This window comes from Alteromonas marina (genome assembly GCF_000808575.1).
Classification (GTDB): Bacteria; Pseudomonadota; Gammaproteobacteria; order Enterobacterales; family Alteromonadaceae; genus Alteromonas; species Alteromonas marina_A.
Map to the genome: position 1 here is coordinate 1 of NZ_JWLW01000018.1, position 18,598 is coordinate 18,598.

At 42.8% G+C, this 18,598-nt stretch carries 21 protein-coding genes and 1 pseudogene; 5 read left to right on the forward strand and 17 right to left on the reverse strand.

The features are described from left to right. The 6 genes and pseudogenes from RJ41_RS11370 to RJ41_RS11395 all read right to left on the reverse strand — a co-directional run. Positions 1-602: pseudogene (locus tag RJ41_RS11370) on the reverse strand (hypothetical protein); the annotation flags it as partial. 407 nt (positions 603-1,009) lie between these two features. After that, on the reverse strand, positions 1,010-1,498 hold the full coding sequence (locus tag RJ41_RS11375) for a DUF695 domain-containing protein (protein ID WP_039220731.1): 489 nt from the start codon (positions 1,496-1,498) through the stop codon (positions 1,010-1,012). A 125-nt stretch (positions 1,499-1,623) separates the two neighbouring features. Next, positions 1,624-1,890, reverse strand: a complete 267-nt coding sequence (locus RJ41_RS11380) for a hypothetical protein (protein WP_039220733.1) — start codon at positions 1,888-1,890, stop codon at positions 1,624-1,626. A 195-nt stretch (positions 1,891-2,085) separates the two neighbouring features. Continuing rightward, complete coding sequence (locus tag RJ41_RS11385; RefSeq protein ID WP_039220735.1) at positions 2,086-2,451, reverse strand: DUF7674 family protein; 366 nt, start codon at positions 2,449-2,451, stop codon at positions 2,086-2,088. A gap of 123 nt (positions 2,452-2,574) precedes the next feature. Then, positions 2,575-2,994: a hypothetical protein gene (locus tag RJ41_RS11390; RefSeq protein WP_039220737.1), complete on the reverse strand. Its 420-nt coding sequence runs from the start codon at positions 2,992-2,994 to the stop codon at positions 2,575-2,577. 123 nt (positions 2,995-3,117) lie between these two features. Then, positions 3,118-3,555 (reverse strand): GNAT family N-acetyltransferase, encoded by a 438-nt coding sequence (locus RJ41_RS11395; protein WP_039220739.1) that lies wholly within the window; start codon positions 3,553-3,555, stop codon positions 3,118-3,120. Between the two features lie 187 nt (positions 3,556-3,742). On the opposite strand from RJ41_RS11395, the gene RJ41_RS11400 reads away from it, so the two are divergent. After that, a complete protein-coding gene (locus RJ41_RS11400; RefSeq protein WP_039220741.1) occupies positions 3,743-4,027 on the forward strand; it encodes a type II toxin-antitoxin system TacA family antitoxin in 285 nt (94 codons plus the stop codon). After that, a complete protein-coding gene (locus RJ41_RS11405) occupies positions 4,024-4,305 on the forward strand; it encodes a type II toxin-antitoxin system RelE/ParE family toxin (protein WP_039220744.1) in 282 nt (93 codons plus the stop codon). Before RJ41_RS11400 ends, RJ41_RS11405 begins: the two co-directional genes overlap by 4 nt. 60 nt (positions 4,306-4,365) lie before the next feature. Here RJ41_RS11405 and RJ41_RS11410 read toward each other — a convergent pair whose 3' ends face one another. The 4 genes from RJ41_RS11410 to cysK form a co-directional block, all read right to left on the reverse strand. After that, on the reverse strand, positions 4,366-4,860 hold the full coding sequence (locus RJ41_RS11410) for a P-loop nucleotide/nucleoside kinase family protein (RefSeq protein ID WP_039220745.1): 495 nt from the start codon (positions 4,858-4,860) through the stop codon (positions 4,366-4,368). A 133-nt stretch (positions 4,861-4,993) separates the two neighbouring features. Further along, positions 4,994-5,323 carry a hypothetical protein gene (locus RJ41_RS11415; protein ID WP_039220747.1) on the reverse strand — a complete coding sequence of 110 codons (330 nt, stop codon included), beginning with the start codon at positions 5,321-5,323 and terminating at the stop codon, positions 4,994-4,996. A gap of 227 nt (positions 5,324-5,550) precedes the next feature. After that, positions 5,551-6,009 (reverse strand): nuclear transport factor 2 family protein, encoded by a 459-nt coding sequence (locus tag RJ41_RS11420; RefSeq protein WP_039220751.1) that lies wholly within the window; start codon positions 6,007-6,009, stop codon positions 5,551-5,553. A gap of 230 nt (positions 6,010-6,239) precedes the next feature. After that, complete coding sequence (gene cysK, locus RJ41_RS11425; protein WP_014949690.1) at positions 6,240-7,205, reverse strand: cysteine synthase A; 966 nt, start codon at positions 7,203-7,205, stop codon at positions 6,240-6,242. A gap of 271 nt (positions 7,206-7,476) precedes the next feature. On the opposite strand from cysK, the gene RJ41_RS11430 reads away from it, so the two are divergent. The 3 genes from RJ41_RS11430 to RJ41_RS11440 are packed head-to-tail and all read left to right on the forward strand — an operon-like array spanning position 7,477 to position 10,262. Beyond that, a complete protein-coding gene (locus tag RJ41_RS11430; protein ID WP_039220753.1) occupies positions 7,477-8,313 on the forward strand; it encodes an AAA family ATPase in 837 nt (278 codons plus the stop codon). Beyond that, positions 8,313-9,494, forward strand: a complete 1,182-nt coding sequence (locus RJ41_RS11435) for a vWA domain-containing protein (RefSeq protein WP_039220755.1) — start codon at positions 8,313-8,315, stop codon at positions 9,492-9,494. The genes RJ41_RS11430 and RJ41_RS11435 overlap by 1 nt, the downstream gene beginning before the upstream one ends. A gap of 48 nt (positions 9,495-9,542) precedes the next feature. Beyond that, positions 9,543-10,262: a nucleotidyltransferase family protein gene (locus tag RJ41_RS11440; protein ID WP_039220757.1), complete on the forward strand. Its 720-nt coding sequence runs from the start codon at positions 9,543-9,545 to the stop codon at positions 10,260-10,262. Positions 10,263-10,284: 22 nt separating this feature from the next. On the opposite strand, the gene RJ41_RS11445 is transcribed toward RJ41_RS11440, so the two are convergent. The 7 genes from RJ41_RS11445 to RJ41_RS11475 form a co-directional block, all read right to left on the reverse strand. Next, positions 10,285-11,658, reverse strand: a complete 1,374-nt coding sequence (locus tag RJ41_RS11445; RefSeq protein ID WP_039220758.1) for an MATE family efflux transporter — start codon at positions 11,656-11,658, stop codon at positions 10,285-10,287. A 100-nt stretch (positions 11,659-11,758) separates the two neighbouring features. After that, positions 11,759-12,973, reverse strand: a complete 1,215-nt coding sequence (gene moeA / locus RJ41_RS11450; protein ID WP_039220760.1) for a molybdopterin molybdotransferase MoeA — start codon at positions 12,971-12,973, stop codon at positions 11,759-11,761. 138 nt (positions 12,974-13,111) lie between these two features. Continuing rightward, positions 13,112-13,825, reverse strand: coding sequence for a phosphoglycolate phosphatase (locus RJ41_RS11455; RefSeq protein ID WP_039220762.1), 714 nt, complete (start codon positions 13,823-13,825; stop codon positions 13,112-13,114). A 57-nt stretch (positions 13,826-13,882) separates the two neighbouring features. Then, positions 13,883-15,637: a sugar phosphorylase gene (locus tag RJ41_RS11460; RefSeq protein ID WP_039220764.1), complete on the reverse strand. Its 1,755-nt coding sequence runs from the start codon at positions 15,635-15,637 to the stop codon at positions 13,883-13,885. Between the two features lie 5 nt (positions 15,638-15,642). Then, positions 15,643-16,866, reverse strand: coding sequence for a glycosyltransferase family protein (locus RJ41_RS11465; RefSeq protein WP_039220766.1), 1,224 nt, complete (start codon positions 16,864-16,866; stop codon positions 15,643-15,645). Positions 16,867-16,878: 12 nt separating this feature from the next. Then, on the reverse strand, positions 16,879-17,688 hold the full coding sequence (locus RJ41_RS11470) for an HAD-IIB family hydrolase (RefSeq protein ID WP_039220770.1): 810 nt from the start codon (positions 17,686-17,688) through the stop codon (positions 16,879-16,881). After that, a complete protein-coding gene (locus tag RJ41_RS11475; protein ID WP_039220772.1) occupies positions 17,685-18,557 on the reverse strand; it encodes a kinase in 873 nt (290 codons plus the stop codon). The genes RJ41_RS11470 and RJ41_RS11475 overlap by 4 nt, the downstream gene beginning before the upstream one ends. Between the last annotated feature and the right edge of the window lie 41 nt (positions 18,558-18,598).

Genomic DNA, 18,598 nt, shown 5'->3' on the forward strand with positions numbered 1-18,598 from the left:
GGAATGGGCCGGAACATGCAGTTAAACCGTTTGACGTCACGAGAACGCTTCACAAACGAATTATTTGGGCTTATTTCAGATATGTCCTTTAACGCTATGGTTAACGGTGCATAAAGTCCGTAGCGGATGATTAAGTTTTTCCCATGAATTGAAATGGGGCGCTTACCAACAGCTTTGTATTCTGCCAAGAAAAATATAAGCCCGAAGAGTGTAAGTCCTGTTGTGATATTTGCGGCGACGCTTGACCATAAAAAGTGAAGGAGTAAGTGGACAAGTGGCATTTCGATAATTATGAGGAGTATAAAGCCAAATAAGTTACTCTTAGCGTCATCCTTTCTATCGTAGAAAAAATGTTGTTCGCCACGATATGCGTTACTTTCAATTTGAGAAGCAAAAAGTGCAAAGCTCCAGACGCGTCCTTCAATTGCTAGAATTGAGCTGAACAGCGAAAATCCGAAAATTTTCTCGATAGGATTTGCTACTGCTAAATCTGGATCTTCTTTGTTCGCAAGCGCAGCGCGAACGGCTAAACATACCGTAACTATTGCTATGAGCTCTAACACAAGAATGATGGCTATGACAAAATAACGCACCACTTTCAAGGAAATGAAAAATGACTTTGTTTTGTTCGGGAATTACAAGGCTTCCTATGAACACGGAAGTACTACACAAAATTGCCGCTTTTAAAAGTGCTTTTTGTTTATCTGATTCGCAAAGAAAGCACAAAATTGGGAGTGCTAATAGTGCGTCTAGCATAAATAGCCACTCATATTTGGCATTCCCATATTCGTTTAGGGCATTTGAAGTCGCGTAATAATACCACCACCAAATCGAAATGATGGTCAGAAACACTAGTGGAATTTTGCTTTTAACACTCGGGTTCATAAAATCCTTTTAGCGGTATAACATTAAGCTAAGCGGCGCAGTTGCGTGGGGCATAATGGCGAAGCCGCCCCGCGTGTATGCGTCCCAGCGACCGAAGGGAGCGAGTTAAGCGCATTGTTATGTTTCATAGCTGTTCGAAGTACCATTTTGCTTGTTTCCATTCGAGGTCTTGCTCCATGTGCCAATCAAAAGGGCTGGGATGTTTTTGGTTGTCAATTATATGCTGAAGGTGTGCATGAGCTATTTCCGGGTCATATACGCGCCATACTAGGCGACGAGTTTTATTCCAAGTTTCGCGAACAAAAAATAACGCATTCCCACCCGACTTAATATCCTCATCGAGTTTGTCACAAAACGGTTCGACGATCTGTCTTTCTTCTTCGGATGGCATTCCATTTTCGATACTATCCGTGAAGTCGATTATGACGGAAAGGTGCCAGCCAAAAACTCTTTTAGGTTCGAAGTTTTTGAGCGCAGAATTCAATACCCCAACGCATGGAAGTTTGTCCGCTTCCCACTCCATGACAGTGTAAGTTTCTTCCGGTAGTGTTACTCGCACTTTGTTTTCCTTAACCGGTTGATTTTTCTTCTTTCCAAAGAACCTACTTAACATGGTTTTCCTCCTGAAATATAACACGCGCATAAAGAGCAAAATATGTGGGCTATAACACTAAGCGAAGCGCAGGGAGGCTGCGTGTATGCGCCCCAGCGAAGGTAGTGAGTGTGTTAATTGGGTTGTTATGTGCGTAGTTTTATAAGAGCAAAGCGCTCTTGCTTTTCTAAAGCAAATCCAATCATAAGTACCATACAACCCCCCATTGGTAGCCAAGTTGTACCTGCGAACAAAACCAGTGAAAGACCATAGGAAAAAGCAATCAGCCATTTTACAGGGCGGGGCAATCGAAAATATGAAACTGTGAATAGTGTCGGCTTGTTAACGTAGAAAGCAATAAGCCCGATTAATATGACTGTGAAGAGAAAATAACCAATAAATGCAGAATCCATTCGCTGTACTCCCAAAGTAGGTTTTAACCTAAGTCTAAATTAAATCTGATTATGACCAAATGTTCAATAGCACATAATTTTAAGCTAAGGGGGGCTAGCACCTGGGCTAAAATCCGAACGAAGTGAGCAGCCCACATGTTTGCGTCCCAGCCCTCGCAGCGGGCGAACTTGATTTTTGGTTAGGAGCGTGCATTTTTAAACCACTACCCTTGGTGGTTTACCATGAAAGTCCAAGTACAATTTTCTTAGATTATCTGGCACGAGAGGCCAGCCACGTTCAATACCTTCTTTGGTACCTTTCCAGAATAAGTGTTCTGTATAATATACATCTATGTACTCGAATTCCGCCTTGGTTGCAGTATCTAGTTTCTCGCTCATGTACTGCAACTGTTCTAGTGCTTCTTCTAAGTCGCCTTGGTTTAACAAAATAGTTGTTAAATTTGCGAACTCTTTCATTAGAAATGTGAGTGCCCAACTCTCATGTTGTTCCATAAGAGGAACAACGTCAGGAAATTTAGTGCGGATTTCTTTTAAGAATCGTCTTATTTCTGATTTAGCCATTGATTTCGAAGAAGCTCCTAACTTTAAGCTAAGGGGGCGAAACGCATGGCATAATAGCCGAAGTCGCCATGTGTTTTGCTCCCAGCGAGCGAAGTGAGTGAATTGGGCGTTTTGTTATGAGTCTTACTGTAAAAAGCCATCAGATACTCTTTTTAGAGTCTCAGTTGCACCATCCTGATTATCCTTGTAGATAAAAGTATCTTCCGTCACGGAGAGCACCGTCACACATATTTCTCCAGCATTTGCCATTACCCTATAAGTATCGAATAGGAAAACAATGCAGCTTTGGTTGTCTTTGACTTCCCAATTACCGAATGCAAACCAAAACTCTTCTTTATTTTCCTCCAAATAACCATAGGCATGAAATTTTCCTTCTGGTATGTAGTGCATGTATGAAAGGATTTCGCCATCCTCTAAATAGAATTCTGCCCATAAACCATGCAGCTTTGCTTTAAGAGACTCACCAGAACTCGTCTCCGCAAAAACTGGTGTTGAGAAAATCAAAATAAAAGATGCTAGTAAAACTAAAAAAATTCGATTCATACGTGACTCATAACACCCCACAAAGGGGCGATGATACATGGGCAAAAATTAGGAACGAAGTGACGCAGCCCATGTGTTAGCGTCGCAGCGAGCCTGCGAGCGACTACAGCAGATTGTTAGAATTCATAGCTTAATAAGAGCGAGCATATCCTCACCATCTTCGTCCATGCCGATTTCTTGAAACCCAAAGCTGGAATAAAAATCTTTAGCAACAGGATTAGTAGGGTTATAGCATATTTCGATTTCTTTAACGCTGGGAGTTTGCTTTATAGCCTCAATTGCCAGCGTTAAAGCTATCCGACCTATCCCTTGGTTCTGATAATTCTTATCAACCATAAACCGCCAGATTGAAATTTTGGATACTGATTCTTTAACCCACATGAAGAAGCCAACGGGTTTATCGTCGAAGCAGATGGCCTTACAGGTGTGACCTTCGTTATAAAATGACTCAACCAATGACCACATGTTGCACGCGACGTAGTCTTCCTGTGCTTCAGTGACATCAAGGTCACAAACTGACTCATAATTTTTCTTGTTTATTTCTTCCAATGAAATTTGCATGTTCATCCTGAATTCTAACACCCGCATAACGGGCAAAAATACGTAGGCTATAATACCGAGCGAAGCGAAGGGAGCCTACGTGTTTTTGTCCCAAGGAGCGCAAGCGACCGAGTTAATGCGTTTGTTAGTTGCCGTAAATTCAATAGGTGTGCTAACATTTGTGTGTACATTTCATAAGGAGTTTACCATGGATACCCGTATTCAGTTTAGAGTAGATGAAGAAACTAAACGGCTAGCTCAGATAATGGCCGAAAGCCAAGGACGCACTTTAAGTGACGCTTGTAGAGAGCTTACGGAAGAACTCGCTGAACAGCAACGAAAAATAATGACTCATGATCAGTGGCTTACTGAAGAGGTTAATGCTGCGTTCAGTAAATTAGAGAGTGGGCAAAGTAAGTTTGTCAGTCATGAAGAAGCGAACTTGGACATGGAAGCTCGAAAAATGAAAATTAGGAATAAAGCCAAAAAATGATCTTATGGGAAAAAAGTTCGTTGGATGATCGTGAGGCTATATTCGAGTTTTTATACGAATTTAACCCATTAGCAGCTGAAAAAGCTGATGCAATAATTGAGAAGAAAGTTGAAAACTTGAACCAGCAACCTCTTATGGGAGTGGAGAGAGAGGGTATACCGGGAAGACTGTTAATAATTCCAGAGGTTTCAATGATCGTTTCATATTTTATAAAAGACGACATTATTCACATTCTTCGAGTTTTACACCAAAAGCAAAAATTTCCTGTAGGCAACTAACGCCACGCTCTGCGGAAAATTAGGAGCTCCAGCGAGTAAATTTTCCGTACCAGCACTTTGTTATGCACTTTTTGCCACTGCGATTAGATTGAAGCCTTCATCGGGGATAGGAGCCATAAAATACTTTGTAACCTGTTCAAACATATCTGGTGTATCTGTTGCCGATCTTTCTGGCTGTTCTTTTCGCCGTTTTTCAATCTGCTTTAAGCAGTCCGCATTTGGCAGGTCGATGTATATCAAATTATGTGGAGCCTCAATCTCGGAGAAAATACCCCGAAACCAATCTCTTTGTGACAGAGTATTTGCCGGAAAGTCCATTACTACATTAGTTCCTGCAGATAACATAGATTGAACAAGTTTTTTAATCTGAGGCTTAAGTAGATTTGAATATTCGATATAGTCATTGAGTGACGAAATCTTATTTGGGTATACTGACGCGAGCCATTCATCTTCTGAAAGCAATACTGCATTGTTTTTCTGTGCGATTTCACGAGCTTTAGTTGACTTTCCTGAACCCATTTTTCCACAGAAGAAGGTCAATGTTCCTTTGTTCATAGTTGCTCTCTATTTTGAAGCCTAACTTTTAAATAAGGGGCGATAACGCGTAGGGCATAATAGCGGAGCGGCCCCGCGTAAATGCGTCCCAGCGAGATAAGCTTGAGAGCGCCTTTAGTGTTTTGTTATGCGCCTAACCCACTGTATACGATAGTGTGACTGGTGAGCCAATAGAAAAAGAAGCCTTAGAGATAATATTTGGCAAAGTTATGATTCGTGAATCGTATTCAGTTGCAAATGAAACGAAGATATCTGTATTTTCCACTTCTACATTATGTGAAGTTACGAAACTTGCTACAAATTCCAGTGTTGATGGAGTTAGCGGCACACACACTACAAAACCACCCAATTTTCTGTTTGGTCTACAAGATGAGGCTTCATCAATTGATTTGATTTCGTTGGCTAATTCTTCTGAAAGCGAAAAGAATCTGAAGCTGATATCTAATTTAATGTCTGAATCCATTCAAAGTGTCCGTAGGTGCCTAACAATTTAGTATACGGAAAAAATCCTTTATGCAAGGTGGAAAAATTCCGTATATCAGTTTTGTGTTGTTCTAAGTTATCACTCCAAAACAACACATTAAACAAAAGATAAATGTAACTGAGCTTAAAAGCCGGAAAATATCCTTTTTATTTTTACTTATCGTAAAATTGGTGAGCTGTATATAAAAACAGTATTTGGTTTGATTGTTATAAATAGGCATCAGGGTGAATTTTGTTTACCTTCCACTCACCGTCTTCCTTAATCAAATCAAGGCTTCTTAAGTCTTCTACTTTTTCACCATTGTAATTGCCGCTTAAAAATACGGTGATGGTCGACTTTTCTGAAAACTCGTTTCTGCCTATTTTACCTGCACTTTGTGGAGTAACTGTTACCGTGTCGTACTTCAAATTAAGCAGATGGCGCTGAACGTTGCTGTTCGTGTGATATCGCGTGAGTATGCGCGACATTTTTTCGCTGGAAAGTTGAATAGCTGTGTCTAAATTATCATCTTCGTAAACACTTTTTAGGAACATAACTGTGGTGTATTCAGGTGTGCTCCCATCAAGCATCCCGTAGCGTCCAATGCCTTCTTTCTTTTCACCACACGCCGATAAAATCAAAACTGTAAAAAGCCCTAATAGGGCGTACCACATACGCGTTTTCATTTGGGTTACCTTAATCTAAAGAGGTCCGTTTCTTATTGATAGTTTCATATCTTTACGAAGTCAACTAATCGACTGCGTAGATGTTTGCATACCGGATTATTCACAAAAATTAGTGTAAAAGCAAAGGGGCAAAAAATGCTATTTAGCTATCGCAATAAAATGATTTAATTTGATGCATAAAAAAACGAGGCGCAAGGCCTCGTTTATGAATTAATAAAATAGCGAGAAGGTTATTGAACTTCTTCTTGTTCGTCGAAGGCACCAGCAAACAGAGGGCTACTTAGGTAACGTTCTGTGCCGCTTGCTAGAAGTACTACAACCACTTTGTCTTTGTTTTCTGGGCGTTCAGCAAAACGCTTAGCAGCAACAACGGCTGCACCAGAAGAAATACCTGCAAGAATACCCTCATCGGTCATTAGCTTGCGCGCCATGTCCATACATTCTTCGTTGGTAACTTGCTCAACTTCGTCAATTAGGTCTAGGTCTAGGTTACCTGGAATGAAACCTGCGCCAATCCCCTGAATTTTGTGTGGGCCAGGGGTTAATTCTTCGCCCGCAAGCGCTTGGGTAATTACTGGAGAGTCTGTTGGCTCAACGGCAATTGAAGTGATCGCTTTACCTTTTGTATTCTTAAGGTAGCGACTTACACCCGTGATAGTACCACCCGTACCAACGCCAGCTACGAATGCATCTACTTTACCATCGGTATCTTCCCAAATTTCAGGGCCGGTGGTTTTTTCGTGTATAGCTGGGTTTGCCGGGTTGTCGAACTGTTGAAGCAATACATATTTGTCTGGATCTGATGCCACAATTTCTTGTGCAGCGGCAACGGCACCTTTCATGCCCTTAGGCGCTTCAGTAAGAACAAGGTTTGCGCCCAAAGCTTTTAGAAGTTTGCGACGCTCAAGGCTCATGCTGCTAGGCATGGTTAGCGTTAGCTTATAACCGCGAGACGCTGCAACAAACGCCAAAGCGATACCTGTGTTACCACTGGTCGGCTCTACAATTTCTTTACCTTCGGTAAGGACACCGCGTTTTTCAGCATCCCAAATCATGTTTGCGCCAATGCGGCACTTAACGCTGAAGCTTGGGTTACGCGATTCAATTTTTGCGTATACATTACCTGATGTTACGCGATTTAGCTTTACTAGTGGCGTGCGGCCAATAGATAGGGAATTGTCGTCAAATACGTTCATTATAAATCCTTACCTCGTTCCTTATTTTATAGGAAACCCCGTCTGTCGTGATCTGTACGACCTTTTTAGTAGTTAATAATTCAACGCGTGTGATAGTTAATAATTCACAGCCTGAATTAGGGGATTTCGTCATACCCCTATATCATTGGTCCCAATCAGTAAAATGCAAAGTGCTTTTTAGCTATATGTTATATCTATGGGCAATCATGAGAAGGCCTTGATATTATAGTTAAAATTGCAAAGACGAAAAATTATACGGAGTACAACAATAATGGCTTTTAGTGGCACGTCTAATTATATCGCAACCAAAGACTTACAGCTGGCGGTTAACGCAGCTATTACGCTAGAGCGTCCGCTTTTAATTAAAGGCGAGCCGGGCACAGGTAAAACCATGCTTGCTGAAGAATTGGCCGAGAGTTTAGGCACCGAACTAATTCAGTGGCACATTAAATCAACCACTAAAGCACAGCAAGGTTTGTACGAATACGACGCAGTGTCACGTCTTCGCGACTCTCAACTTGGTGATGATCGCGTTCACGATATCAGCAACTACATCGTAAAAGGTAAATTATGGGAAGCCTTTAGCGCAGAAAAGCGCCCGGTACTATTAATTGACGAAATTGATAAAGCTGACATTGAGTTTCCCAACGACTTGCTGCTAGAGCTCGATAAGATGGAGTTCTTCGTTTATGAAACGCAGGAACGTGTAGTCGCGAAGCAGCGTCCTATTGTTATTATTACATCGAACAACGAAAAAGAGCTGCCAGACGCTTTCTTGCGCCGTTGTTTCTTCCACTACATTCAGTTCCCGAATCCAGAGGAAATGCAAGAAATCGTTAACGTACATTTCCCAGATTTAAAGAAAAAGCTGCTTGATGAAGCGTTAAAGGCCTTCTTTGAAATTCGAGATGTACCAGGGCTTAAGAAAAAGCCTTCTACCTCTGAACTTATCGACTGGCTTAAGCTCTTGGTTGCTGAAGATATTCCACCAGAAGCGCTTCACTCAAAAGACGGAAAAGCTGCTATTCCACCACTTTACGGGGCACTACTTAAAAACGAACAAGACATACATTTGTTTGAAAAACTGGTCTTTATGGCGCGTCGCTAATGCTTATTCAGTTTTTTTATACACTGCGAAAATATCAGGTTAAAACCACGCTGCGCGAGTTGCTGGATTTGCTTAGTGCGCTTGAAAAGCACGTGGTGTATGCCGATATCGAAGCGTTCTACAGTTTGTCGCGTACCATAATGGTGAAGGACGAAACTCAGTACGATAAGTTCGACAGAGCGTTTGCGGAGTATTTTGAAGGTGTTGAATCTGTCGATTTGTTTGGCAAAGAGATTCCTGAGGAATGGCTGCGTAAGGAAATTGAGAAAAATTTAAGCCCTGAAGAGCGTGAGGCACTGCGTAACGCCGGTGGCCTTGAAGAATTGATGGAAACGTTGAAAAAGCGCTTAGAAGAACAAGAAAAGCGTCACCAAGGTGGAAATAAATGGGTGGGCACCGGCGGAACATCCCCGTTTGGCGCTTATGGCGACAATCCAGAAGGTGTGCGAATAGGGCAAAAGGGCAATAGAAAGTTTTCGGCAGTAAAAGTATGGGATAAACGCGAGTTTAAAAACCTAAGCTCTGATGTAGAACTGGGTACGCGTAACATAAAAGTGGCCCTTAGGAAGCTACGCAAGTTTGCTCGCACAGGCGCAAGTGAGCAGCTAGATGTGCCAACAACCATAGGTGAGACAGCTAAAAAAGGCGGTTTACTCGATATCCACATGTCACCAGAACGTCACAATGCGGTAAAAGTGTTGATGTTTTTTGATGTGGGCGGCTCTATGGACCCACACGTAAAAAGTACTCAAGAGCTTTTCTCTGCGGTACAAAGCGAGTTTAAATACTTAGAGTACTTTTATTTCCACAACTGCGTGTATGAGGAGGTGTGGAAAGATAACCTTCGTCGCAATAAAGAACGCATTCCTATTTGGGATATCATTCATCGCTACGGAAAAGACTACAAGGTTATTTTCGTAGGAGACGCTACCATGGGACCGTATGAAATAACGTATCCAGGTGGCAGTGTAGAGCATTGGAATGAAGAGCCGGGCAGTGTGTGGATGCAGCGTTTATTGAACCACTTTAACAACGCTGTGTGGCTTAATCCGCAAGCTGAGAATTATTGGCCGTATTATTCGTCTATCAAAATTATTCGTGAAATTATGGAAGACAGAATGTATGGGCTAACGCTTGAAGGGTTAACGGCTGCTATCAAAGGGCTTAGCAGAAGCCGCTAAGCCCTTTGACGTGTCACGTTTTATTTCTTTGATATAACGGATATTGAATTGAAGTCGGAAAATTATGCCGTAGCACTCGTGGTGTTGGCGGGCGGAAAGAGCGCTCGCTACAAGGGTAATAAGCTTTTATCGGAACACCCAATTTCTGCGCTTTCTCTTATACAACACAGTGTGGGGGAGGTAGTTAGTGCGCGCAATGACTTAGCGTTAACCAGTGAATTACCCATTACCGTTGTTACGGGTAGATGGCATGATTCCGTAAATTCGCAGCTAAAACATTCCCCATGTAAGGTTTCTGAACTACCCATCAGTATCGTTCACAACGCTAATTGGGATGAAGGCCTTGCATCAAGTATTCGCACTGGACTCACGCATCTTTTAAGCCATTCATCACTGTCGAAATCAGTATCCCCGACAGCAAAGGGCTCGTGTACAAGACCTACTCATGTGCTATTCACGTTGGCCGATTTGCCGAGTATTAATGCACAAGACTTCGTTCGCCTTATCAACGCTTCTTATGCGAACCCTAATCACATAGTATGTAGTGAATGGCAAAAGCAGGGAGAGAACAATAGTCGATTAACCGTGCCTGCTATCTTTCCTGAAGCGGTATTTAGTGAACTGCTAGCGCTAAGTGGCGATATGGGGGCTAAGCCGGTTATTAAGAAGTATGCGAAATTAGGTAGGGTAACGGCTGTGTCTATACCTAACGCACAATTTGATATAGACACGCCACAAGACTGGGACAAACTAAAAAGCAGGGGGTAACTGCTTTGGTGCAATTGAACGGTTATGCATTCGCGATATGATGCGCAGCACTGGGCCTTTGGATGTAAAGAAGGCGTGCACCTAGCATAACAGCTGCAGCACTCAATCCTACAATGAAGCCAATCCAAAACCCTGCTGCGGCCATTGGTTCTGCCGTTATCCAGTTTGTTCTACCTAAAATAACGCCTGTAGGTAGACCTATTAACCAGTAGGACACAAAGGTAATAATAAACATCGCTGTTGTGTCTTTATAGCCGCGTAATGCATTAGCCGAAATCACTTGAACCGCATCAGACAATTGGAATAACGCCGCATAAATCAATAACGCATTTGCCAAGGTATATACGGCTTCGTCGCTGGTGTACAGGCCAATGATGAATCCCTTTGCTAGCAGGGTGAAGCTAGCCGTACACGCAGCGGTGAAAAAACCGATCAGAATAGCGGTTCGAGCTGCAATTTTTGCCTGTCGTGGATTATTTTGCCCTATGCGATAGCCAATGCGAATTGCTGCTGCCATACCAATGCTCATAGGAAACATGAACATCAGGGCCGAGAAATTCAGTGCGACTTGGTGGGCCGCTACCGTTGTGGCACCAAAAGGGGCTAATAACAACGCAACCAGTGAAAACAGCGTCACTTCAAACAGGATAGTCATAGCAATGGGCAAGCCCATTTTGAAGGTGCGATTTATGGTTACCATGTTAGGTTTATACAATTGTCCGAACAAATTGTACTTTTGCAGGGCAGGGGCAAAACGAACATAGATAACGGTTGCTATAAGCATAGTGTAAATAACAATGGCCGTTGCAATACCACAACCCGCACCGCCCATAGCTGGTAATGGGCCTACACCATAGATAAACAGGTAGTTCCCTACAATGTTCGCCATCAGCCCGATAACTGTAATAATCATAGTGGGTTTGGTTTTACCCAAGCCTTCACAATAGTTTCTAAGCCATTGGTAAAGTGCAAATCCAGGCATAGCGAACAGCACATAAAGTACGTAGTCTACGGTAATGCTAAATAGCTCGGGCGCCATAGGGAACAGCGCGACGATGCTTTCAGTAAATGGAATTAAGCCTGCTACCGCTAATCCCACAAAGAAAACCAGATAACCAGCTTGCTGACTTGCGTCGGCAATACCACTTAAATTTTTGTTTCCCTGCAACCGTGAAATGATTGGGGGAAGTGCCAGCGCTATACCCTGTATAAAGCAAAGCAGTGGCACAGTGATGCTAAATCCAAGTGCTACCGCAGCCATGTCGGTTGCACTGTAACGCCCAGCCATAATAGTATCGCTAACGCCCATTAGCATTTGAGTAATCTGCGCAACCAACAATGGCCATGCTAGTTTTAAAATGTCTCTTCCTTCTAAAAGAAAGCGTTTCTTATTCACGGTAATGTGTCTCTATATGGGTCGCCTAGGGCGATAAAAATGCAGAAAATAAAAACGAGCTTAAAAGCCTTAACGAAGTAGCGTTTCAACAACGAACTTGTTAAAAATGTAGCGGTATAACCGGAACCGTATCGCCAACTTTTAACTCACTTATATCTTCATGTACTACCATTAGGCAGTTAGCAGAAGTGATTGAAGTCATAACGCCAGAGCTTTGTGACTTAAATGGTGTGACTTCCCATTCACCTTGATTATTTCTTACCATGGTTGCACGCTGAAAGTCTCGGCGGCCTGCACGTCGCTTAAGAGGTGTCGTAATGCTAGCGTTAACAAAGAACTGCTCGTGCGGTTGTACTTGCCCTTGCATTTTTTTGATAACAGGCACAACCAATAATTTTGCGGTAACAAATGAAGACACAGGATTGCCCGGCAAACCGCAAAACAAGGTGTTGTTTATTTTACCCAGAGCAAAGGGTTTACCCGGTTTAACTGCGACTTTCCAAAAGTCGATAGTGCCCAATTCAGCGATGATATCTTTTACATAGTCGGCATCGCCCACAGATACACCACCGCTACTTACCATTACATCTACACGCTCGCTCGCCTCAATGAAGAGTTTACGCAAAGAAGCTTCGTCGTCTTCTACAATGCCGAAATCAACAAGCTCTACGTTTTCATTGCTTAAAATGCTGCTTACACCAACGCGATTAGACTCGAAAATTTGTGTCGATTTACAGGGTTTGCCAGGTGCAGCAAGTTCAGAACCAGTCGCGACTACACCAACGCGAAGTTTTCTGAATACTGCCACCTTACTGTTTCCTTGGGAGGACAGCAGCATAAGGTGTTCGGCGTGAAGGCGCGTGCCCTTGCTTATTAGTGTATCGCCACTAGCGATATCATTGGCCTTTTTACGTATATTCTCTTGCGCCGATGGAATTTTATTGATCAAAACCGCGCCATCATGACTTTCGGTATTCTCTACCATTACAACGGCGTTAGCATTGGCAGGCACCGGGGCCCCCGTCATTATTTTAAATGCTTTGCCTTTTTCAAGCGGCTCATCAGCACTCATGCCAGCTGTAATTACACCCTGTACTTCGAGTTTACCACTGTGTTTAAGATCTTCTGCATTTACGGCATAGCCATCCATTGCTGAATTATCCCAGGGCGGGACATCAACATGGGCAGTTACATCTTGGGCCAAGATGCGGTTGTTGGCGTCAAAAATGCTCACTTGATCAATGTCGTTTATCGCTTTTGCAGCGTCTAATGCTTTAGTGAGGGCTTCTTCTAGTGAAAGCCATTTAGATGACATACCAACAACTCCATGAAATGATTTAACACGCGGATATTACAGAAAAAGCGGCCTTATACCAAAGGTTAAAGCGTGAAATAAAAGAAAGTATGCGTAAACGATGCAATTGAAGTTGTATCAACGGCTATGTCAGATAAATTAAGAAGCGAGCGTTAATATCTCTTCAAAATCGTCGAAAACCCAGTTAGGTTTATATTTTGCGATGCTCTCACCATAGTTATACCCGTAGGTAAGCCCTATACTTTTTATGTTCGCGGCTTTTGCGGCAACAATGTCATTTTTAGAATCTCCAACCATTACACACTGTGAGGGCGAAACACTAAGCTTTTCACAGGCGTGCAGAAGGGGAAGGGAAGAAGGCTTTTTTTCCGGTAAACTATCACCGCCAATGGTAAGCGAAAACAACGAAAATATTGAGAACGATGAAAGAATAGGCTCAATAAATTCCGAAGGTTTATTAGTGATTAATGCTAGCGTGAACCCTTGTTCTTTTAGCGCGTGAAGTGTTGAGAACACGCCGTCGTACAGCACTGTACTCTTAGTATCTAGCGTTCGGTAATAGAACAGAAATTTTTCTAAAGCGGCATCAATCTCGTTTGATGTGTAATGGTGTCTGATCTCCGCACTGCCGCTCAATCCGCGTTCTACCAGAACACGAGCACCATTTCCAACCCAGTGTCTAATTGTCTGCTCGTTATAAGTTGGTAATTGGTAGTCGTTTAATGTTTGATTTAACGCTGTTGCCAAATCAGGAACAGAGTCCACCAAGGTTCCATCTAAATCGAAAAAAAAGGTATTAATTTCTTGCATTACAAACTTTTGATTTGCTAACTCGTGTGACAAGCATAACACCGCAGTATCCTTACCGCGGTAGATTTATCAGTCGACTGGCGTTATAAGCTCAAAGATTCATTCAAAATCTTGGTTGCTGATCCACAGCACTTGATAAGGCTTCATTTGTAAGAAACCACTAGAAAGGGCTATCTCGTCACGGGTGATGAGATCAATCCAATTATCTGTGCCAATAAGATTTATGTCAGACAGCAAAATTGTTTGTTCTTCGTCTGAAATATTACTAATACAGAAAATACTTTGCTTTCTATCGAGACTTTGTCGCCAGTAGCCAAATAATTGATTACCAAGCTGCAATGTAAACTGCGTTGCATTGGGGTGAAATGCGGGCTGCGCTTTACGTATGCGTATAAGCTGCGAGATTCGAGTGAGTACTTTATGATGCTGTGAAAAGGGCGAGTCTAACAGAGCCTCTAATTCGTTAAAGTCCCAACGTTTTCTGTTGATTGAACGATTTTGTCCTGTATTAGCGACTTTTTCGTAATCGTTGGATGTGCCGAGTAAACTGTGGATGTAAATTCCTGGTATACCTTCCATACCTAACATGATGGCGTGAGCACAAATAAATCGATCCACTTGATATTTATCAGGGCCCTTGGTGGTTCCTTGCAGCGCGTCGAACAGGGTGATGTTTATCTCGTAAGGCTTTTGCTGACCGTGATCAGAAGCGCGCCACGACACCTTGCCGCCAAAGTGCTGCATGGTGTGCACAAGCTCTGAAATTTCTTCATCTGACAGTAGGCCTTCCGCCGGACGCAAGCCAATACCATCGTGCGAAGCGATAAAGTTAAAGTAGGCTGTGCCGTTTTGCGCCGGTGGCATACTCATCATCCAGCTTTTCAAATACGTACAATCACCCGTCACTAATGTATTTACAAGTAAGGGCGGAAGCGAAAAGTTGTAGATAGCATGGGCTTCGTTAGCATTACCAAAATACGTTAGGTTTTCCCTGTTGGGAATATTGGTTTCGGTAATGATTATGATTGATGGATCAACATGTTCAATCAGCGTTCGGATCAAACGTATGACTTCATGGGTTTGGAACAAGTTGATGCAGTTAGTGCCAACAATTTTCCAAAGGAAAGCCACAGCATCTAAGCGAAATAGCTTAGCGCCTTTATCAATATACAATTTTATAATATCAATAAACGCTAGCAATACTTTGGGGTTTCTAAAGTCAAAATCAACTTGGTCGTGACTGAAGGTACACCATACATGTTTGGTGCCGTGCGCGGTTTCCGTTTCACGCAGCAAGGGCGACACACGAGGGCGAGTTACCATGGAGAGGTCATCAGATGGGTCTGCTGTGAAGAAAAAGTCAGATCCTGGTCCTTCACCCTTCACAAAGTTATCAAACCACACGCTTCTTGCAGAACAGTGATTTATCACTAAATCCGTCATTAGCCCATAGTCAGCGGCAATAGCTTCTATGTCGTCCCATGAGCCTAATGCCTCGTTAACGGTTGAATAGTCAATCACCGAAAACCCATCGTCCGAACTGTACGGAAAAAACGGTAAAATATGAACGTTATTTACCGTGTTCTTACAATAGCGGTGTAAGAACTTATTTAACGTAACCAAGGGGCGCTCACCCTCATCAATAACGCTATCACCATAGGTAATCATTATGATGTCGTCTTCATCCCAATAATTGTGATGAGACTGAGGTGAAGCAATATCCGTTTGCTGCTGAATGCCTATTGTGTTCATTAAATCCGTCGCTAGCGTCTCATACGAGACGTCTAGCGATACATCGGCATAAATGCTTTCTAAATGGTGTTTTACTTTGTCATGGAGATGGTCCCATGCCATATTACTTACTCCATATATTCTGCAGTATCGGCTTCAACCGCTTCTAATAGTCGCTCTAAGATATCGGGTACCGCACTGGTTACACGGTTCCAGCTTGGTATAAACGGTGTTTCCATAGGGTTTTCTAAAAAGTTTTGCCCCGCTTTCATAATGTTGCTGGCAAACATTTCTACTGCTTTTTCTTCGCTGTGAATATCTAAGCTTAGACCATTCATTACCGCGTCATTGTGGTAGGTTTCTATAAAATCGAGCGCAATACGGAAATAGGTGGCTTTAATAGAACGGAACATTTCGTTGCTAAACGTATAGCCTTGCGTGGCAAGTTTTCTGAAAATGGCTTTGGTAATGTCGATAGACATTTTAGACAAACCACCTTGGTCGTTATTAAGCGATAAATCCTGATGTTTATGGTCGTAAATATCACATATATCTGCCTGACACAGGCGGTTGTGCGAATAGTTGCGGTGCATTTCAGAAAGCACACCAATTTCTAAGCCCCAGTCACTTGGAATGCGAATATCGTTTAGTACGTCGCGTCTAAACGAAAATTCACCCGCTAATGGATAGCGGAAGCTATCCATAAACTCCAAGTATTCGTTGTCTCCCATTATCCGTTTCAATGCACGAAGTAGTGGGGTAACAAGAAGGCGTGAAACGCGGCCATTAATTTTGCCGTTAGCCACACGCGCATAGTAACCCTTACAAAACTCGTAGTTAAACATGGGGTTGGCTACAGGGTAGATAAGCTTTGCGAGCAAATCTTTGTTATAGGTAACAATATCGCAATCGTGTAGTGCAACAGATTCTGCTCGATTCGATGCTAGTACGTAGCCCATGCAGTACCAAACGTTTCGGCCTTTACCTAACTCCTTTGGCGCCAAGCCTTGAGCCTGAAGCTCTTCATCAAGTGCTTTAAGGCGAGGACCGTCGTTCCATAGCACTCTGTGATGCTGAGGAAGTTTGCCGAAGAATTTTAGTGCGTGTTTGTACTGATCTTCATTGGCTCGGTCTAGACCGATGACAATTTCTGATAAGTAGGGCACGTCTGTTAATTCGTTGACGATATGTGGAAGTGCGTCGCCTTCTAATTCAGAAAAGAGCGACGGTAAAATAAGTGCCATAGGGCGCTTTTGTGAAAACTGTAGAAGCTCTGCTTCAAGCTCTTCGGTAGGACGACGAGCTAAGTTATGTAAAGTAGTAACCACACCATTTTGATAAAAATCAGCCATGTGTCCTCCTGATCATAGGGATAGCAATTGAGTAAGCATTTCATTCCAGCCTTCAGGGCCGGTTAGGGTGCTGGTATAGACCTCTTCTTTTTTTACTGCTGGTGGAGGATTTACCGGGGATAAAATGCGAATGGGGACGTGCGCCGCTTCAAGCATTGCAACGTCGTTCTTACCATCGCCAAGGGCGATAGTGTTAACTTTGGTGGTATGCTGTTTTTGATATTCATTGGCCAACCATTTCAGTGCTTGGCCTTTATCGCAATTACCTGAAATATGAATGAAGCGGCCGCCTTCCAGAGGGAAAGCACCGCGATCTTTTACTACCTTTAAAAAGCGTTGTTTTTCTTCGTCAGTGCCAAGCCACAAAACCGGTTCGCCGAACTGGCGCTTAGCAGCAAGTGATGCTGAACGTTCATCAAGACCTGTACACTCCTGAATCTCTTCGTTCGACATTTTAGAAAATTGCTTATATTTGCCCTCAAATTCACTTCCGATTTTTTCTAATAGCTTAATCCAATAGTTTTTATTAGAAATGAAGGCTTTACACCAGTAACCATCTATCCAAACCGTACCGCTGGGTTTTTGTTTGAAAAAGCCATGAGGGATGAAAATAGCAGCGCCATTTTCAATAATAAAAGGCCCGTCTAAACCAATACTCTCGCGAAGCGGTTGTAATTCAGCAAAGGTTTTGCTGGTAGTGGGAATAACGGGAATGTCCTTTTTTTCTAATGCCGTTAAAGCCGGTTTCGCCGCCTCAAAAGAGTAGGTATGGTGGTCTAACAGCGTGCCGTCCATATCGGTGAAAACAAGCGTTTTCGTCATCGTTTTACGTCCTGTTTAGTTATCGTTCTTGTTTCATCTAGATAAAACACGGTGTCGCACTTTTCAGGCAAGTGACATAATGCGTGTTCAGTGATGCGTTGGTAGTGTTGCACAAAGTTTGCCACTTCTTCATCAGACATCACTCCATCGCTATCTTTTAACGCTTTTTGGGCGAGTTTATGTTCTTGTTCTAACCGCCATTGATAAACACAATCGAAACTCGGTGCCTTCAGCATAATGCGGTAGTCTATTTTGTCGAACAATGTTTGATAATCGCCCGCTAGTTCAGTGTTTACGAAAGAGCGCCAAATGCCCAATGGATCCTCTATTTCTTCAAGGTGGTTTACTGGCCACTTAAGTTCGCTAGATGTTTGCGCAATAGCGCCCACACACCATCCTTCAAGTATGATGAAATCGGGTGAAGATTCGATTACAGGCCACTGTTCTTTGGGGATCGGGTTATCTGTAGCTTTGTTAAAGCGGGGCAGCGATGTACGCGTGCCTTTTTCTAAACTGCGAAACGTATTTAACGCTAGAGGAATGTCATGGGTACCCGGTACCCCACGAGTTGATAGAAGCGGGTGCACTTTTATCGCTAGCGCATTTCGCTGTGACTGGTCGTAGTAAAAATCGTCAATTGAGAGTGATACCACTTTTTTGTTGTGGACCGAAGTAAGGAAGGACTCGATAAAACTGGTCAGAGTTGATTTACCTGAACCCTGACTGCCATTTATGCCCACGATAAATGGTTGTGTTGCACCTTTTTGGTGCTTAAGCAGTTGCTCGCATAATGGAGTGAACCATTTTTGTGCAGTTTCTGCATAGGTACTAGGCAATTGATGCGTCGTTAGAAAGCCATGTATATCCATGTTGTCACCTTAATCAATGCAGAATTCGTACGTTCTTCTTG

What these genes read in the sequence shown, in the direction of transcription:
- RJ41_RS11460 (WP_039220764.1), bottom strand. Translation starts at nt 15,637, where the DNA reads ATGGCATGGGACCATCTCCATGACAAAGTAAAACACCATTTAGAAAGC.
- RJ41_RS11405 (WP_039220744.1), top strand. Translation starts at nt 4,024, where the DNA reads ATGATCTTATGGGAAAAAAGTTCGTTGGATGATCGTGAGGCTATATTC.
- RJ41_RS11375 (WP_039220731.1), bottom strand. Translation starts at nt 1,498, where the DNA reads ATGTTAAGTAGGTTCTTTGGAAAGAAGAAAAATCAACCGGTTAAGGAA.
- RJ41_RS11410 (WP_039220745.1), bottom strand. Translation starts at nt 4,860, where the DNA reads ATGAACAAAGGAACATTGACCTTCTTCTGTGGAAAAATGGGTTCAGGA.
- RJ41_RS11400 (WP_039220741.1), top strand. Translation starts at nt 3,743, where the DNA reads ATGGATACCCGTATTCAGTTTAGAGTAGATGAAGAAACTAAACGGCTA.
- moeA (WP_039220760.1), bottom strand. Translation starts at nt 12,973, where the DNA reads ATGTCATCTAAATGGCTTTCACTAGAAGAAGCCCTCACTAAAGCATTA.
- RJ41_RS11465 (WP_039220766.1), bottom strand. Translation starts at nt 16,866, where the DNA reads ATGGCTGATTTTTATCAAAATGGTGTGGTTACTACTTTACATAACTTA.
- RJ41_RS11475 (WP_039220772.1), bottom strand. Translation starts at nt 18,557, where the DNA reads ATGGATATACATGGCTTTCTAACGACGCATCAATTGCCTAGTACCTAT.
- RJ41_RS11420 (WP_039220751.1), bottom strand. Translation starts at nt 6,009, where the DNA reads ATGAAAACGCGTATGTGGTACGCCCTATTAGGGCTTTTTACAGTTTTG.
- RJ41_RS11430 (WP_039220753.1), top strand. Translation starts at nt 7,477, where the DNA reads ATGGCTTTTAGTGGCACGTCTAATTATATCGCAACCAAAGACTTACAG.
- RJ41_RS11380 (WP_039220733.1), bottom strand. Translation starts at nt 1,890, where the DNA reads ATGGATTCTGCATTTATTGGTTATTTTCTCTTCACAGTCATATTAATC.
- RJ41_RS11415 (WP_039220747.1), bottom strand. Translation starts at nt 5,323, where the DNA reads ATGGATTCAGACATTAAATTAGATATCAGCTTCAGATTCTTTTCGCTT.
- cysK (WP_014949690.1), bottom strand. Translation starts at nt 7,205, where the DNA reads ATGAACGTATTTGACGACAATTCCCTATCTATTGGCCGCACGCCACTA.
- RJ41_RS11390 (WP_039220737.1), bottom strand. Translation starts at nt 2,994, where the DNA reads ATGAATCGAATTTTTTTAGTTTTACTAGCATCTTTTATTTTGATTTTC.
- RJ41_RS11435 (WP_039220755.1), top strand. Translation starts at nt 8,313, where the DNA reads ATGCTTATTCAGTTTTTTTATACACTGCGAAAATATCAGGTTAAAACC.
- RJ41_RS11385 (WP_039220735.1), bottom strand. Translation starts at nt 2,451, where the DNA reads ATGGCTAAATCAGAAATAAGACGATTCTTAAAAGAAATCCGCACTAAA.
- RJ41_RS11470 (WP_039220770.1), bottom strand. Translation starts at nt 17,688, where the DNA reads ATGACGAAAACGCTTGTTTTCACCGATATGGACGGCACGCTGTTAGAC.
- RJ41_RS11395 (WP_039220739.1), bottom strand. Translation starts at nt 3,555, where the DNA reads ATGCAAATTTCATTGGAAGAAATAAACAAGAAAAATTATGAGTCAGTT.